This window comes from Curtobacterium sp. 260, assembly GCF_030803485.1.
Taxonomy (GTDB): Bacteria; Actinomycetota; Actinomycetes; order Actinomycetales; family Microbacteriaceae; genus Curtobacterium.
The window spans coordinates 1-14875 of the sequence record NZ_JAURUY010000007.1; the positions used below are offsets into that span (position 1 = coordinate 1).

Annotated in this window: 15 protein-coding genes; 6 read left to right on the top strand and 9 right to left on the bottom strand. The window is 71.5% G+C overall.

The window, feature by feature from the left end; translation table 11 throughout:
• Positions 1-146: 146 nt before the first annotated feature.
• On the bottom strand, positions 147-596 hold the full coding sequence (locus J2X59_RS09785; RefSeq protein ID WP_251160285.1) for a SufE family protein: 450 nt from the start codon (positions 594-596) through the stop codon (positions 147-149).
• Positions 593-1504 carry a sulfurtransferase gene (locus J2X59_RS09790; protein ID WP_251160284.1) on the bottom strand — a complete coding sequence of 304 codons (912 nt, stop codon included), beginning with the start codon at positions 1502-1504 and terminating at the stop codon, positions 593-595. The genes J2X59_RS09785 and J2X59_RS09790 overlap by 4 nt, the downstream gene beginning before the upstream one ends.
• Positions 1505-1695: 191 nt before the next feature.
• Here J2X59_RS09790 and zapE point away from each other — a divergent pair, with 191 nt between their 5' ends.
• Together zapE and J2X59_RS09800 are read left to right on the top strand one after the other, a co-directional pair.
• Entirely contained in the window at positions 1696-2646 is a 951-nt protein-coding gene (gene zapE / locus J2X59_RS09795; RefSeq protein ID WP_251160291.1) for a cell division protein ZapE, read from the top strand.
• A gap of 259 nt (positions 2647-2905) precedes the next feature.
• The gene (locus J2X59_RS09800) at positions 2906-4180 is read left to right on the top strand and encodes an ammonium transporter (RefSeq protein WP_066654086.1); all 1275 of its coding nucleotides are present in this window, start codon (positions 2906-2908) and stop codon (positions 4178-4180) included.
• A 234-nt stretch (positions 4181-4414) separates the two neighbouring features.
• Here J2X59_RS09800 and J2X59_RS09805 read toward each other — a convergent pair whose 3' ends face one another.
• Positions 4415-5386, bottom strand: coding sequence for an aldo/keto reductase (locus tag J2X59_RS09805; protein ID WP_326496548.1), 972 nt, complete (start codon positions 5384-5386; stop codon positions 4415-4417).
• A 129-nt stretch (positions 5387-5515) separates the two neighbouring features.
• Here J2X59_RS09805 and J2X59_RS09810 point away from each other — a divergent pair, with 129 nt between their 5' ends.
• Together J2X59_RS09810 and J2X59_RS09815 are read left to right on the top strand one after the other, a co-directional pair.
• Positions 5516-5908, top strand: coding sequence for a ChaB family protein (locus J2X59_RS09810; protein ID WP_209682807.1), 393 nt, complete (start codon positions 5516-5518; stop codon positions 5906-5908).
• Positions 5909-6038: 130 nt separating this feature from the next.
• Positions 6039-7007, top strand: a complete 969-nt coding sequence (locus J2X59_RS09815; protein ID WP_209682805.1) for a beta-ketoacyl-ACP synthase 3 — start codon at positions 6039-6041, stop codon at positions 7005-7007.
• Positions 7008-7116: 109 nt separating this feature from the next.
• Here J2X59_RS09815 and J2X59_RS09820 read toward each other — a convergent pair whose 3' ends face one another.
• The 6 genes from J2X59_RS09820 to J2X59_RS09845 all read right to left on the bottom strand — a co-directional run bounded on the left by J2X59_RS09820 (position 7117) and on the right by J2X59_RS09845 (position 12519).
• Positions 7117-8082 carry a hypothetical protein gene (locus J2X59_RS09820; protein ID WP_326496549.1) on the bottom strand — a complete coding sequence of 322 codons (966 nt, stop codon included), beginning with the start codon at positions 8080-8082 and terminating at the stop codon, positions 7117-7119.
• Positions 8083-8166: 84 nt separating this feature from the next.
• Positions 8167-8706, bottom strand: coding sequence for a hypothetical protein (locus J2X59_RS09825; protein WP_326496550.1), 540 nt, complete (start codon positions 8704-8706; stop codon positions 8167-8169).
• Positions 8707-9361: 655 nt separating this feature from the next.
• A complete protein-coding gene (fliW, locus tag J2X59_RS09830) occupies positions 9362-9730 on the bottom strand; it encodes a flagellar assembly protein FliW (protein WP_209682800.1) in 369 nt (122 codons plus the stop codon).
• Entirely contained in the window at positions 9727-10608 is an 882-nt protein-coding gene (locus J2X59_RS09835) for a flagellin N-terminal helical domain-containing protein (protein WP_066654097.1), read from the bottom strand. Before J2X59_RS09835 ends, fliW begins: the two co-directional genes overlap by 4 nt.
• Before the next feature lie 2 nt (positions 10609-10610).
• Positions 10611-12026 carry a flagellar hook-associated protein FlgK gene (gene flgK, locus J2X59_RS09840; protein ID WP_326496551.1) on the bottom strand — a complete coding sequence of 472 codons (1416 nt, stop codon included), beginning with the start codon at positions 12024-12026 and terminating at the stop codon, positions 10611-10613.
• Between the two features lie 7 nt (positions 12027-12033).
• Positions 12034-12519 carry a flagellar protein FlgN gene (locus tag J2X59_RS09845; protein WP_066654099.1) on the bottom strand — a complete coding sequence of 162 codons (486 nt, stop codon included), beginning with the start codon at positions 12517-12519 and terminating at the stop codon, positions 12034-12036.
• Between the two features lie 492 nt (positions 12520-13011).
• Between J2X59_RS09845 and J2X59_RS09850 the strand changes: the two genes are divergently transcribed.
• The gene (locus J2X59_RS09850) at positions 13012-13827 is read left to right on the top strand and encodes a sigma-70 family RNA polymerase sigma factor (RefSeq protein ID WP_251160276.1); all 816 of its coding nucleotides are present in this window, start codon (positions 13012-13014) and stop codon (positions 13825-13827) included.
• A gap of 121 nt (positions 13828-13948) precedes the next feature.
• Entirely contained in the window at positions 13949-14815 is an 867-nt protein-coding gene (locus tag J2X59_RS09855; RefSeq protein ID WP_326496552.1) for a flagellin N-terminal helical domain-containing protein, read from the top strand.
• The last annotated feature ends 60 nt before the right edge of the window (positions 14816-14875 follow it).

Consider the following 14875-nt stretch of genomic DNA (forward strand, 5'->3'; position numbering starts at 1 on the left):
ACCCCTTCTGTTGGTGTTACCCTGGTTGTTTCCCGCGCGGCCTCCGGTGCCCCTGTTGGGCCCCCCCCCCCCGCCCCCCCCCCGGGGGGGGGGGGGGGGGGGGGGCCCGCCCCCCCCCCCGCCTCCCGTCCGTCAGGAGACCGCCATCAGTCCGCAGCGGCCGCCTGCACCTGCCGCTGCACCCGACCGAGCATGCCGACCATGCCCCGGATCCGCAGCGGGCTGACCGCCTCGGTGAGTCCGAGCGTCAGCGGGTAGTCCACCGGGACCGCCAGGACCTCGGGTGCGGACAACCCGGACAGCCCCTGCGCCAGGATCGACGCGAAGCCGCGGGTGGTCGGTGCCTCGCGTGGCGCCGTCGCGTGCATCCGGACCACGTCCGGCGCATCGCCCTCCGCACCCACCGTGACGGTGATGAAGACGGGGGACTGGCACTCCTCGACACGCTCGAGCTCGTCCTCGTGCCCCTGCAGCCGCTCGGGCAGCGCGGGGAGCTCGTCGGAGAACTCGAGGAGCAGCTGGAGGCGGTCCTGCTGCGAGAGTTCGAGGAAGTCGTCGCGGATCTCGGCGAGGGGGCGGGGGAGTTCGGTGCTCATCGGGTGGGAACGGTACCCGGCTCGGTGCCCGTGGCGATCGGGACGCGCACGGCGCTGCCCCACTCGGTCCACGAACCGTCGTAGTTGCGGACGTTGTCGTAGCCGAGCAGGTGCTGCAGCACGAACCAGGTGTGGCTCGAGCGCTCGCCGATGCGGCAGTAGGCGATGACCTCGTCGGCACCCCCGATGCCGGCGCCGTCGCGGTAGACGGCGTCCAGTTCCTGCCGGCTCTTGAACGTGCCGTCGGGAGCGGCCGCGGTGGCCCAGGGGATGTTCACGGCGGTCGGGACGTGTCCGGCGCGCAGGGCGCCCTCCTCCGGGTAGTCCGGGGCCGTGGTGCGCTCGCCGGAGTACTCGGGTGCGCTGCGCACGTCGATGAGCGGCTTGCCGAGGTGCTCGAGCACGTCCTCCTTGAAGGCGCGGACCTGCTCGTCGCGGCGCTCCACGACGGGGTACTCGACCGGGGTGACCTCGGTACGGTCGGTCGTGACCGCGCGGTCCTCGGCGATCCACTTCGCCCGGCCACCGTCGAGCAGCCGGACGTCCTCGTGGCCGAACAGCGTGAACACCCAGAGGGCGTACGCGGCCCACCAGTTGTTCTTGTCGCCGTAGATCACGACGGTGGTGTCGCGGCCGATGCCCTTGCCGCCGACGAGCCGGGCGAAGGCCTCGCCGTCGATGTAGTCGCGCTGGACGGGGTCGTTGAGGTCGGTGTGCCAGTCGATCTTCACCGCGCCGGGGACGTGGCCCGTCTCGTAGAGCAGGACGTCCTCGTCGGACTCGACGACCACGAGGTCGGGGGACCCGGTACCGGCGTCGAGCTGCTCCTGGAGCCACTCGGTCGACACCAGGCGCTCGGGGTGGGCGTAGGCGGCGAACTTCTCGGACGGGTCGACCGGTGCGGTCATCGGGGGTACCTCCAGGCTGCGGGACGAGCGGGGCGGGCGAGGCATAGGATCGGTCCTCGGTGCCCGCGGGCAACGGTACGCGGACGTACCGACCGCCACCTGCAACGTGACACCGCACGACATGCTTCCCGGAGGGGCCACACTTGCCTGCACACCTCGTCGACCGTGATCCGCAGGTGACGCCGCAGCAGATGGCCGCAGCGCTCGTCCCGCCGCCGCAGTTCGCCGACGCGTCGTTCGCCAGCTACCGGCCGGACCCCGAGTACCCGTCGCAGGCGGCGGTGCGCGACGCGGTCGAGGCCTTCGTCGCGACACGGCCGGAGCCAGCGCGGCGCGGCCTGTTCGGCCGCCGCCGCGAACCGGTCCAGTCGGCGCGCTCCGGCGTGTACCTGGACGGCGGGTTCGGCGTCGGCAAGACGCACCTGCTCGCCGCGGCGTACCACGCGGAGCCGTCGCGGAAGACGTTCGGCACGTTCATCGAGTACACAGCGCTCGTCGGCGCGCTCGGGTTCCAGGGCACGGTCGACCTGCTCCGCGGGACATCCCTGGTGTGCATCGACGAGTTCGAGCTCGACGACCCGGGCGACACGATGGTGATGACCCGACTCATCAAGGAGCTGTCCGAGTCGGGCACGCGTTTCGCGGCGACGTCGAACACCCCGCCCGGTGCGCTGGGCGAGGGCCGGTTCGCCGCGCAGGACTTCCTGCGCGAGATCCAGGCGATGTCCGACCGGTTCGAGACGATGCGGATCGACGGGCTCGACTACCGCCGTCGGGCCGTGGACGAGTCGGCGCGGGTGGTCGAGGACGTCGTCGGTGCACTGCCCGGTGGGGCGACGACGCTCGACGACTTCCGTGCGGTCGTGGACCACCTGGCGACCGTGCACCCGTCGAAGTACGTCGCGCTGGTGGACGGGCTCGACGCCGTCGGGCTCACCGACGTGCAGGCGTTCACCGACCAGACCGACGCACTGCGCTGGGTGGCGCTCGTCGACCGCCTCTACGACGCGCAGGTGCGCATCGTCGCGTCCGGTACGCCGCTCGACCAGGTGTACCCGCAGGCGATGCTCGACGGGGGCTACCGCAAGAAGTACCTGCGGGCCGCGTCGCGCGTGGTCGCGCTGTCCCGCGCGGCCGACTGAGCCACCGTCGGACGGGAGGCCCGTGGCGACACCGCCACGGGCCTCCCGTCCGACGCGCGCGACCGTCCGGCCCTCGCGGCGTCCCGTCAGCGGTGTCGGACCCGTCATCCGGTGTCCGGAAACACACCGTTCACACGGGAGCTTCACGCGTTACACCCGCGAAACACATCGTGCTCCCTCGCGAAACGTCGTGTCGCCAGACTCGTCAGCACCCGAGGGCGGTCCCGAGAGCCGCACTGCAATCGCGAGAGGTGAACAGATGCTTGATCAGGGCAACACGGCATTCGTGTTGATCATGGCGGCGCTGGTGTTGTTCATGACACCCGGCCTGGCCTTCTTCTACGGCGGCCTGGTGAAGGCCAAGTCCGTCATCAGTATGATGATGATGTCCTTCGGAGCGATCGCCCTGGTCGGCGTCCTCTGGGTGCTCTACGGCTACGCGATCGCCTTCGCGAACCACGGCGAGGGCACGAACGTCGCGGGCATCGTCGGGTTCTTCAGCATCGACTGGAACCAGATCGGCCTCGGCCAGGCGTTCGAGGAGGCCAAGGCCTCGACGATCGACGCCGCGTACCCGTCGATGGCGTTCGTCGGCTTCCAGGCCACGTTCGCGATCATCACCGTCGCCCTGATCTCCGGTGCGATCGCCGACCGCGCGAAGTTCGGCGCGTGGATGATCTTCGCCGGCGTCTGGGTCACCGTCGTCTACTTCCCGGTCGCCTCCTGGGTCTTCAACCTCACCTCGGGCATGTTCGCCACGTGGGGCGTCATCGACTTCGCCGGTGGCACCGCGGTGCACATCAACGCCGGCGCCGCGGGTCTCGCCCTGGCGCTCGTGCTCGGCAAGCGCGTCGGCTTCGCCAAGGGCGCGCACAAGCCGCACAACCCGCCCTTCGTGCTCCTCGGTGCGGCCATCCTCTGGTTCGGCTGGTTCGGCTTCAACGCCGGCTCGGAGGGCGCCGCTGACGGCATCGCTGCCCTCGCCTGGGTGAACACGCTCGCCGCTCCGGCCGCCGCGATCCTCGGGTGGCTCCTCATCGAGAAGCTCAAGGACGGCAAGGCCACCTCCGTCGGTGCCGCCTCGGGTGCCGTCGCCGGTCTCGTCGCGATCACCCCGGCCTGCGCCGCGCTCACCCCGGGCTGGGGCATCCTGCTCGGCTTCCTCGCCGGTGTGGTCTGCTGCTTCGCGATCGACCTCAAGTACAAGCTCGGCTTCGACGACTCGCTCGACGTCGTGGGCGTCCACCTCGTCGGCGGCATCTTCGGCACGCTCTACCTCGGCTTCTTCGCCGACGACACCGGTCTCATCTACTCGGGCTCCTTCGAGCAGCTCGGCAAGCAGGCCGTCGCCGCCGCAGCCGTCCTCGTCTACTCGTTCGTCCTGGCCTTCGTGATCGGCTTCGCCATCGAGAAGACGATCGGCTTCCGCGTGAAGACCGAGGACGAGGTCGCCGGCATCGACACCGCGGTCCACGGTGAAGAGGGCTACGTCCTCTACGAGGAGCGCGACGAGACCCCGGTCTCGGTCCGCTAGACACCGCACCACCCGTACGGACGACGGGCCCCGCGCACACAGCAGGCGCGGGGCCCGTCGTCGTGGGCGGGGCCCGTCACAGTGGTCGCGACCACGGCGCGTGGCGCCGATCACGGACGGGAGGCGCGGTGCGGGGCGCCTGCCACGGACGGGAGGCGCGGTGCGGGGCGGACCCGCACCGCGCCTCCCGTCCGGTGGTCGCGACCACGGCGCGTGGTGCGCCGTTCTGTCAGGTCACCAGGCGTAGTCCTCCGGCGAGGTGTCGTGGCCCGGGAAGATCTCGTCGAGCCGGTCGAGGGCGCGCTGGTCGAGTCGGATGTCGACGGCGCGCACCGCGGACTCCCACTGCTCCATCGTGCGCGGGCCGGTGATCGGCGCCGTCACACCGGGCTGGTGCAGCAGCCACGCCAGGGCCAGCTCGCCCGGGGTGTGACCGAGCTCCTTCGCGAGCGACTCGTACGCGGTGAGCTGGTCGCGGTGTCCCTCGACGTACTCCGCGCTGCGGCCGGACAGGCGGCGGGAGCCGTTCTCGGTCTTCTCGATGACCCCGCCGAGCAGTCCGCCCTGCAACGGCGACCACGGGATGATCCCGAGGCCGTACTCACGGGCGGCGGGCAGGACCTCGCGCTCGACGTCGCGCACGACGAGGTTGTAGATCGACTGCTCGCTCACCAGGCCGAGGCTGCCCCGGCGTACGGCTGCCTCCTGCGCCTGCGCGATGTGCCACCCGGCGAAGTTCGACGAGCCGACGTAGAGCACCTTGCCCTGCTGCACGGCGACGTCGATCGCCTGCCAGATCTCGTCCCACGGGGTCGCCCGGTCGACGTGGTGGAACTGGTACAGGTCGACGTGGTCGGTCTGCAGCCGACGGAGGCTCGCGTCGAGCGACTGCCGGATGTTCAGCGCGCTCAGCTTGCCGCCGTTCGGCCAATCGGTCATCTCGCCGTACACCTTCGTCGCGAGGACGGTCTTCTCGCGTCGACCGCCGCCCTTCGCGAACCAGCGGCCGATGATCTCCTCGGTGGCACCCTTGCCCACCGAGCCGCCGTAGCCGTTGGCGGTGTCGAAGAAGTTCACGCCGAGCTCGTGCGCCCGGTCCATGATCGCGTGCGAGTCGTCCTCGCTGGTCTCCGGTCCGAAGTTCATCGTGCCGAGCACCGCTCGTGACACCGACAGCCCTGTCCGTCCGAGGTGTGTGTAGTCCATGCCTCCGGTCTACGCGGGTGCGGGTGTGCGAACCAGGCCCTGCGGGTGCCGGTCATGCGCCCGGCGTAGAACGGGACGAGCCGTCCTCCACGAAGCGCGGCCGATGGACCCCACACGGAAGGACGCACCATGCCCGCGAAGGACGAGATCCCCAGCACCCTGCAGCGGTCGCCGGAGCACGCGCAGGACATCTTCGCCGAGACGCTCGACTCGGCGAACGAGACGTACGGTCCGGGAGAGCGCGCACACCGCACCGCCTACGCCGCCGTCAAGCACGAGTACGAGAAGGTCGGCGACCACTGGGAGGAGAAGGACTCCTCCGGTCCGTCGGACTCCGGCGCGGAGGGCACGCGCGGCTCCGGGGAGACCCAGGGCGGCGTCGACGCGAACGCCTCGAAGGCGCACCTGATGGAGGTCGCGAAGCGCCTCGACGTCAGCGGCCGCTCGAAGATGGACAAGGACGAACTCGTCCAGGCGATCAAGCGGGCGAACGACCGGGCGACGGCAGCGGCGCGGCGGTGACCGGACCGGCGACGGTCGCGTGGGGGTGACCGCGCCGGCGACGGCTGCGGTTGCGCGGCGTCCGGACCGGCTGTCGACTCGTTCGTGCATGCTCCGCCCGGCATGCGCCGTGGGGAGTAGCGTGCCGCGGGTGAACACGCCAGCACTCCGTGGCAGCCGGATCCTCGGCTTCGGCCACCACCAACCCGACCGGGTCCTCACCAACGACGAACTGTCGACGATGGTCGACACGAACGACGAGTGGATCACCACCCGCACCGGCATCAGGACCCGCCGGATCGCGGGCCCCGACGACAGCGTCGTGTCGATGGCGATCGAGGCCGGTCGGATGGCCGTCGCCGACGCCGGTCTCGAGCCCTCCGACATCGGGCTCGTGATCGTCGCCTCGACCACGCACCGCGAGCGGTCGCCGTACACGGCCGGACGGGTCGCCGCGGCGCTCGGGATGGCGAACGGTCCGGCACCCATCGACATCAACACGGCGTGCAGCGGCTTCGAGTACGCGATGGCCCTCGCCGACCAGTCGATCCGCGTCGGCGCCTCGGACACCGCCCTCGTGATCGGCTCCGAGACCCTGTCCAGCATCGCCGACTGGACGGACCGCTCGACATGCGTGCTCGTCGGCGACGGTGCCGGAGCCGTGGTGATCGGTGCTGCCGACACCGCGGAGATCGGACCCGTGTCATGGGGGAGCGTGCCGCACCTCAACGAGGCCGTGTTGGTCACGCGCGACCCCGAGTACTTCACGCAGCAGGGTCGGTCGATCTACCGCTGGGCGATCACGGAGGCCGAGGGACACGCCCGCGCGGTCGTCGACGCAGCCGGAGTGACGCTCGACGACATCGGCGTCCTCGCCTTCCACCAGGCGAACCTCCGCATCATCGAGCCGCTGGCCGAGGCACTCGGCGGCGGGGACAAGTACGTCGTGCGGGACGTGGTCGAGTCCGGGAACACCTCGGCCGCGAGCGTGCCGCTCGGGCTGTCGAAGGCGTGGCACCGCGGGGAGCTGCCGGAGGACACCCTGGCGCTGCTGTTCGGGTTCGGCGGAGGCTTCGCACACGCCGGGCAGGTGGTGCGGACGCCGAAGCGGCGCTCGTGACCTGGTGACGCGTTGACGGAGGCGGCCCGTCGACGGGCGTCATCCATCGCACGGACGGGAGGCGCGGTGCACCCTGGCACCGCGCCTCCCGTCCGCCAGCCGCGCGACGTCAGCCGCGCTCGCCGCGCCCGTCGGGTACCTCGCGGTCGTGCTGGGGATCACGGTGCGGCGTGTCCGCCCAGAGGTCCTCGTCGTCTCGCTCCTTCCGGCGCCACGGCAGCGCTCGGCGTTCCTTCTCGTCCGTTCGTCCGTCGCCGGCTGCACGCTCCTCCGCCCCACGGCCGCGCTCCTTCGTCGGCTTCGTCGGCTTCGTCTCGAGGACGACGGTGAAGTGCCGCGGTGGCAGTCCGAAGCCCTCGCGGGACGCCTGGACGACCTTCTTGCCGAGTGCGTGGTTGCCCAGGCCGCCGACGGCCGCGCCGATGCCGAACGGCAGCGCACGGCCGAGGACCGAAGCGCCCTGCCGCGCTGCGAAGCGCTTGATGAACTGGTCGCGGACCTTGCCACCGATGCCGCTCACCACCTGCTTCGGCAGGGAGGCGGTCACCATCTCGCCCCAGAACGCCGAGCGTGCCTGGCCCCCGGTGGCCTGACCGGCGAGCTGCTTGACGAGTTGCGTCCCCGGAGCGCCGAGGATGAGGGCCATCACGAGGGTGCGCGAGCGTTCCGGATCCTCGAGGGCGATGCCGTGCACCTCGGTCACCGACTGCGCGAAGAGTGCCGTGGCCTCGAGGAAGCCGACCGTCTCGGCACCGCTGAGGCCGAGCGCCGCTGCCATGCCGACACCGGGGATCACCGCACTCGCTCCCACGGCAGCGCCACCCGTGGTCACCGCCGTGAGGTACTGCCGCTCGAGGATCTGGATGACCTCGGCGGGGCTCGCATCCGGGTGGCGACGCCGCACGGCGTTCACGTGCGCGACCACCACGGGACGCTGCACGGCGATGACACGGTCGAGCATCTTGGTCCACCCCGTGGGGTTCTCGGGTGCGGGGGTGCGGTCGTCGCGGGTGTCGGACTGGACCGGGGCGGGCGGCATCGGCACGATCGCCCCGTCGTTGTGCTGTCGGGCCATGACGCAGAACGTACGCCGACGCGGTGGGAGCTCCGCACTCGCAGGATGCCGCGCGCGCCGGCTCGGTGGTCGTGCAGGTCGTCGTCACCGGCACGGCACACCCGCTCGGAGGAGCTTCGCGCGCAAGCGCTCGGGTTCCATCAGGTCGGCCCAGACGACCCGGACGACCGTGCGGACCTCGGGGAACGACCGGATGAAGTCCTCGCGCTGCTTCTCCTGCCAGTGTGCGGCGGCGGCGTCCGCACCGTCGCCGTACTTCGCCCGCCCGTCGACCTCGACGACGACGCCCTGGTCCGGGAACCAGAAGTCGACGACTGCCGTCCGGTCTCGCGCACGGCTGAAGACGTGCTGCTGGACGGGCTCCGGCGTCCCGAGCAGTCGGAAGCGCACCCGGCACACCGACTCCGCCGGGGAGTCGGACAGCGCCGACCCCATCCCGAGCGCCGTCGCCGCCTTGTCGTGCGCAGTGGCGGACGCCCCTGCTGTCTCCGAGAGCATCGACGAGAGCACCCGACGGCCGTGCAACGCGGCGTCGATGATCGGGAGCGCTGTGCAGAGCGGTTCGGACGCGGCGATGTCCAGCAGGACGTCGACGAGCGGTTCGACGGCGACGCCAGCGAACATCGACGGGCTGTACGGGGGCGTGCCGTCCCACTTTCCGCGAGGAGCACGCGCGACCAGCGGCCGAAGCCGCTGGTACGTCGTGGTCTCCGCGCGAGAACGCCGTGGATCCCGCAGTTCCACGCGGTCCGGCGGGGCACCGACGAGGGGGAGCCCGTACGCGAGTGCAGCGCTGCGATGTGCCAGCAGTCTCGGGGGCCGGATGCGGTGTGCGGTGGCGCGCACCAGCAAGAGGTGGTGTTCCTCTGGCAGGAGGCCGGTGATCGCTGCTGGATCGACCAGGACACCGGGCCGGATAGGCCGGAGCTCGCCGCGCTGTGCTCGACGTTGCAGTGCGCGGCGCTCTGCGGAGGGGAAGCGACTCGTCCGGATCAGCGGGACGGCGAGGACTCGTTCGTGCATGTCCGTAAGCGTCGCGCCGTGGACCGGCGAGACCGGCGGGGGAGAGCTGAACTGGGGATGGTGAGCCGGACCTCCCGGCTGTGGAGGAGTGACGGCGGCGAGGAGTGCGACAACGTTGATGTCGTACGACAGCGGATCTGTCGTGTCAGCCGCGGGGGGCCGCGGTCTCGCGAGAAGTACGACGAATCCGTTGTCGTACGACAGCGGGTGAGTCGTACGACAGCGCCGGCCAGCCCCGCGCCCGCACCCCGGCGCGCTACCGCCGCGCGAGCTCCGCGCGCAGCGGCAGGTCCTGGTCCTCGAGGATGAACTGGGCGCCGACGGCCGTGCGCGCGTGCACGACGACCGGCGCGAGCAGGTTCACTGTCGTGCCGGACGCCCCCGGGTTGGCGACCACGAGGAGCATCGCGTCGGCGGGGTCGGTCAGGCCGATCAGGGCCGCCTGCTCGTCGGTGAGCTCGGGCGCGTAGTCGGGCAGGTGCACCGCGGCGTCGAGCAGGAACAGCCGGGCGTCGTCGCCGTGCAGGGCGAAGAGCCCCTCGGCACCCTCGACGGGCTCCAGGGTGAACACGGGTGCCGGCGACAGCCCGAACGGGGGCGTGGGGAAGGTCAGGTCGATGCTCATCGGAGGTAGTCCATCAGGGTCGGCTGCAGGACCTTCGCGGTGACGGCGAGGGCTGCCTGGTAGGTGGTCTGCTGCACCTGCAGGTCGAGGACCGCACCGGCGAGGTCGAGGTCCTCGATGCCGGCGCGACGGGTCTCCAGCGCGACGGACGAGGTCTTCAGCGCGTCCTGCGCCCCCAGTGCCGCCGCGTGCCGCACACCCACGTCGGCCTGCGCCGCACGGAGGGTGCCGAACGCCGCGTCGACGTCGTTGAGCTTCGGGTTCACGTTCACACCGTTCTGCAGGTCGGCGACGATGCCGTCGATCACCGCGAAGGCCGACGTCGCGCCGGAGCCGAACGCCGCGGCCCCCGGGGTGTCGACCCGCACGGTCTGGGCGTCGCCGACGCGTCGGGACACCGCGGTGGTCGCAGCGGCGAAGCCGTCGGCGCTCGTGTAGGCGGTCGCCTCGGTCGAGGAGCCGGCGAAGACCGACCGCGTGCCGTAGGTCGTGTTGGCGGCGGACTCGAGGTCGGCCTTGAGCGCCCGGAACTGCGTGATGAACGCGTCGCGGGCGGTGTCGTCCATCACACCGGAGTTCGCGGCCTGCACGGTCAGGTCTCGCACCGTCGTCAGCACCGCGTGGGCGCCGGACAGGGCACTGTCGGTCGTCGCGAGCCAGCCCACCGCGTCGTTCGCGTTGCGCGTGTACTGCGCGGCGGCGGCCTGCTCCTTCCGCACCTGCATCGACGAGCCGGTGCCGACCGGGTCGTCCGACGGCTTCGCGATCGCCTGCAGCGTGGTGGCGCGCTGCGTGGCGTCGGCGACGCGGGCGGCGTTCGCCTGCAGCCGCTCCGTCGCGGCCGTGATCGACATCTGGGTGGTCACACGGGTGATCACGGTCAGCCCCTCCCGACGAGTCCGACGCGGTTGATGAGCGTGTCGAGCATCTCGTCGACCGCGGTGAGGACGCGCGCTGCGCCCTGGTAGGCGTGCTGGTAGCTGAGCAGGTTGACGTTCTCCTCGTCGAGGTCCACGCCGGCGCCGGACTGCTGCTGCGTGCGCGCGCTGGTGAGCGCGAGTCCGGTGAGCGTCGCCTCCGACGAGGCCGTCCGGGAGGCGCTGCCCACCCCCGCCACGAAGCTCGCCCAGGTGCGGTCCGCACCCCCGGCGACCGTGCCGAGTCGCGAGAGCGTGTCGGCGAACGAGTCGTCGAGTTGTCCCGCCGCGTTCCGCGTCGCCAGCCCGTCGCCGTCGGTCGGGACGACCGAGAGGCCCTGCGCGGCCGGGGTGCCCGCGGCGAGGGCGAAGAACGGCGCTCCGGTGGCACCCGAGGGCGTGGTGCCCTTCGCGTGCTCGGTGTTCACAGTCTCGGCGAGTCGGGTCGCGACTCGGTCGTACGCGGCTGACGCCTCGGCGATGGCGCCACCCGTGCCGCCGGCAGCGGGGGCGAGGAGTGCGAGCGCGCCACCGATCGAGCCGCCGTCGAGCGTCACCGAGCCGGCACTGCCCGAGGTCCAGCGGAGGGACACGGCAGCGCCGTCGCCCAGACGCGCGCCGCCCTCGAGCGCGACGGTGCGGGCGGTGTCGCCCTGCACGAGCGGGTTGCCGCCGAGGAGGACGTCGACGGTGCCGTCGGTGTTCGTCCGGACCGTGCCACCGGCGAGTCCCGCGATCTGCTGCGTGAGCCGGTCGCGCTGGTCCTGCAGTTCGTTCGCGCTGCCACCGGCGGCGAGGGCCGACCGGATCTGCACGTTCAGCCCGGCGACCTGCTCCGCCGCGTCGTTGAGCTGGTCGACCTGGGTCGCGGCGGTCGAACGGACCGTCGTCCACTGCGTGTCGAGCGCCTTCGAGCCGGTGGCGAGGGCGGTCGCGACGGTGGTCGCGGCGGCGATCACGGACGAGGCGGCGCCCGCGTCGTCGGGGTGCGCGGCGAGGTCGCCCCACGCGGACCAGAAGACGTCGAGCTGTGCCGACAGACCGTTCTTCCCGGGCTCGTGCAGGCCGTCCTCGATCGCCGAGAGCCCGGTCGCGCGGGTCTGTGCCCAGGCCGACGAGCCGGTCGCCGCGCGGAGGCCGGCGTCGAGCGTCAGGGAGCCGAGGCGTGCGATGCCGTCGACGGAGACGCCCTGCCCGGCGAGGGCAGCGGTGCCGTGCACGAAACCGGTCTGCACGGCGGGGACCGACGACTGCGTGACGCGCTGGCGCGTGTACCCGGCGGTGCCGGCGTTGGCGATGTTCTGCCCGGTGACGTCGATGCCGGCGCGTGCCGCGGTCAGGCCGGAGTAGGCGGTCGCGAGGGATCCGAAGGTGCTCACCACGGTGCTACAGGGTCCCCTCGAACAGGCGTGCGCCGTCGGGACGGGAGCCGGAGCTGCCCGAGGCGTCGTACGTGGACGCGTCGCCGACCGAGCCGGCGAGGGTCTCCTCGGTGGCCTGGGCAGCCGTCCGGAGGAAGCGGTCGTTCTCGTCGCGGAGCGCGCCGATGTGCGTCGTCAGCTCGACCATCGCGGCGAGGTGCGTCGCGAGGATCTCGCCCCAGGGTCCGTTCGGCGCGGCGGCGACCACGTCGCGCAGGGGAGCGTCGGGGTCGACACCCCACTCCTCGGCGACGGCGGCACTCGACGCGGCGCGCTCGAGCCCGGTGCTGCGGAGCCGTTCGAGGACCTGCTCGACCTCGCGGCTGGCGTGCGACACCCAGCGGGAGCGCCCGGCGGCGAGCAGGAGCTGCTCCTCCTCGAGCTTGAACGTGAGCAGTTCGAGCAGTTCGCGCTCGCGCCAGAGGACGGCGGACAGGTCGTTCACGCTCATGGCTCCTCCCGGTTCGGGATCGGTGTCGGCGACCAGCGGGTCGTGCCGGTCCGCCTTCCGGTGGACAGCGGGGACTATCGACGCCGAGCGGTCCGTCGTAAGCGGACCGCGGCGGTGGACGCGGGCACGAGACGGGCCGGCGCTGCTCGGCGGAGCGGTGCCGCGCCTCCCGGCCGCGCGCTCCCGGGGGACGCACCGTCACCCAGACCGGGGGACAGAACCGGCGGTTCGTGCCGGTTTGTCCGCCGAAGTGCGGACCGCCGGAACCCCGCGTCCCCCCGCACTGGGGACGTTCACAGCCTGCACCGGTCACTTCCCAGCCGATACATTCGAACCGCACCGCGGGGGACACTCCCGCACCGCGTCGCAGGGGCGCGGGTGCACCGTCCGGAGGGAACCGGGTGGTTCTTCGTCGACCGCACCGGCCTCCCGAGGGCCGGTGTCCGTCGCGCCCACGGACGGGTCAGTCAGCACGTCGACCAGGGGAAGCCAATGGACCGGAACGCACGCAACGCGATGATCGTGGAGCACCTGCCGCTCGTCGGCTACATCGTGTCGGACGTCCGTGCGCGGGCCACCCACCTCGACCGAGACGACCTGGCTGCCGTGGGCTCGCTCGCACTCGTCGCCGCCGCCGAGGCCTTCGACCCGGAGCTCGGCGTGCCCTTCGGCGCCTACGCCCGCACCCGGATCACCGGTGCGCTCGCCGACGACATGCGCTCGTCCGACTGGGCGTCGCGCGGCACCCGGAAGCGCATCCGCGAGACCCTCGCGACGCAGGAGGCACTGTCCGCCCGACTCGGTCGCTCGGTCGGCGTCCAGGAGATCGCCGACGCGATGGGCGTCGACCGCCAGACGGCCGCCGACGCCATGTCCGACGCCGCCCGGACGGTCGGCACGATCGACGAGACCGTGCACGACGTCATCGCGTCCGAGGACCCGCTGCCCGGAGAGGACCTGCTCGAGGCCGAGAAGCGCCGCTACCTGCGCGCCGCCGTCGCCGCGCTGCCCGACCGGATGCGCTACGTCGTCGAGAACGTCTACTTCGGCGACCGCTCGGTCACCGAGGTCGCGGCCGAGCTCGGGATCACGCACTCCGCGGTGTCGCAGCAGCGGTCCGAGGCGATGCGGCTCCTGCGGGACGGCCTCGCCGAGCACTACGGCGACGGCACCGCGGTCGAGCCGGTGTCGCGCACGACCGCCGCGCGGCGCAGTGCGTACCTGGCGCGGGTCGCGGCGAACGCCGCTGCCGGGGTCGCCCGGGCCGTGCAGGACGCGTCGGTGCCGACGGTCGTCGCAGCCAGCTGATCTTCGGCGAGGAGATTTCCTCGCCGACACCTAACGACCTCGGCGGACCTGCCGAGAGTCACGGATGTCAGCCCATGGACGGGCAGACACCACCACCCAAGGATTCACGGAGGAAACCACCATGGGTATGTCCATCAACACCAACCTCTCGGCACTCAACACGTACCGGAACCTCAACGCGACGCAGAACGACCTGTCGAAGTCCCTCGAGAAGCTCTCGACGGGTCTCCGCATCAACCGCGCCGCCGACGATGCTGCCGGTCTGACGATCTCCGAGGGACTCAAGTCGCAGGTCGGTGGCCTCACGGTCGCCGCCCGCAACGCGCAGGACGGCATCTCCGTCGTGCAGACCGCTGAAGGTGGCCTCACCGAGACCCACTCGATCCTCCAGCGCATGCGCGACCTGGCCGTGCAGGCGGGTAACGACTCGAACAACGCCACCTCGCGCGAGGCGATCACCACTGAGGTCGGTCAGCTGCAGGAGGAGCTCACCCGGATCTCCTCGTCGACCAACTTCAACGGCATCAACCTGCTCGACGGCAAGGCCGGCGCGGCCACCGACGGCAAGATGGTGTTCCAGGTCGGCGCGAACTCCGGCGCTTCGAGCCAGATCACCGTCGACCTCGGTACCGCGAACGTGGCTACGGTGGCGACCAACCTGACGCTCGGCGACGGCACCGGCAAGACGATCAACTTCGACAACAACACGAACGCGCAGGACGCGATCGACAAGATCGACGCTGAGATCAAGTACGTGTCGTCGGCTCGTTCGGAGCTCGGTGCGGTCCAGAACCGCTTCGACCACGCCATCAACGTGACGAACGTGGCCAAGGAGAACCTGACCGCTGCTGGTTCGCGCATCACCGACGTCGACATGGCGCAGGAGATGGTCAAGTACACCCGCGACAACATCCTGAGCCAGGCCGGCACCTCGATGCTCGCGCAGGCGAACCAGAGCACCCAGGGCGTGCTCTCGCTCCTGCGCTAGCACCACCGACGCCGTCGTCCGGAGGAGTTCGAGTCCTCCGGACGGCGGCGTCACCACACC

Bases quoted from the DNA above. Each gene is read 5' to 3' on its own strand.
- J2X59_RS09785 (WP_251160285.1), bottom strand. From the start codon at position 596: ATGAGCACCGAACTCCCCCGCCCCCTCGCCGAGATCCGCGACGACTTC.
- J2X59_RS09790 (WP_251160284.1), bottom strand. From the start codon at position 1,504: ATGACCGCACCGGTCGACCCGTCCGAGAAGTTCGCCGCCTACGCCCAC.
- zapE (WP_251160291.1), top strand. From the start codon at position 1,696: ATGGCCGCAGCGCTCGTCCCGCCGCCGCAGTTCGCCGACGCGTCGTTC.
- J2X59_RS09800 (WP_066654086.1), top strand. From the start codon at position 2,906: ATGCTTGATCAGGGCAACACGGCATTCGTGTTGATCATGGCGGCGCTG.
- J2X59_RS09805 (WP_326496548.1), bottom strand. From the start codon at position 5,386: ATGGACTACACACACCTCGGACGGACAGGGCTGTCGGTGTCACGAGCG.
- J2X59_RS09810 (WP_209682807.1), top strand. From the start codon at position 5,516: ATGCCCGCGAAGGACGAGATCCCCAGCACCCTGCAGCGGTCGCCGGAG.
- J2X59_RS09820 (WP_326496549.1), bottom strand. From the start codon at position 8,082: ATGGCCCGACAGCACAACGACGGGGCGATCGTGCCGATGCCGCCCGCC.
- J2X59_RS09825 (WP_326496550.1), bottom strand. From the start codon at position 8,706: ATGTTCGCTGGCGTCGCCGTCGAACCGCTCGTCGACGTCCTGCTGGAC.
- fliW (WP_209682800.1), bottom strand. From the start codon at position 9,730: ATGAGCATCGACCTGACCTTCCCCACGCCCCCGTTCGGGCTGTCGCCG.
- J2X59_RS09845 (WP_066654099.1), bottom strand. From the start codon at position 12,519: ATGAGCGTGAACGACCTGTCCGCCGTCCTCTGGCGCGAGCGCGAACTG.
- J2X59_RS09850 (WP_251160276.1), top strand. From the start codon at position 13,012: ATGGACCGGAACGCACGCAACGCGATGATCGTGGAGCACCTGCCGCTC.
- J2X59_RS09855 (WP_326496552.1), top strand. From the start codon at position 13,949: ATGGGTATGTCCATCAACACCAACCTCTCGGCACTCAACACGTACCGG.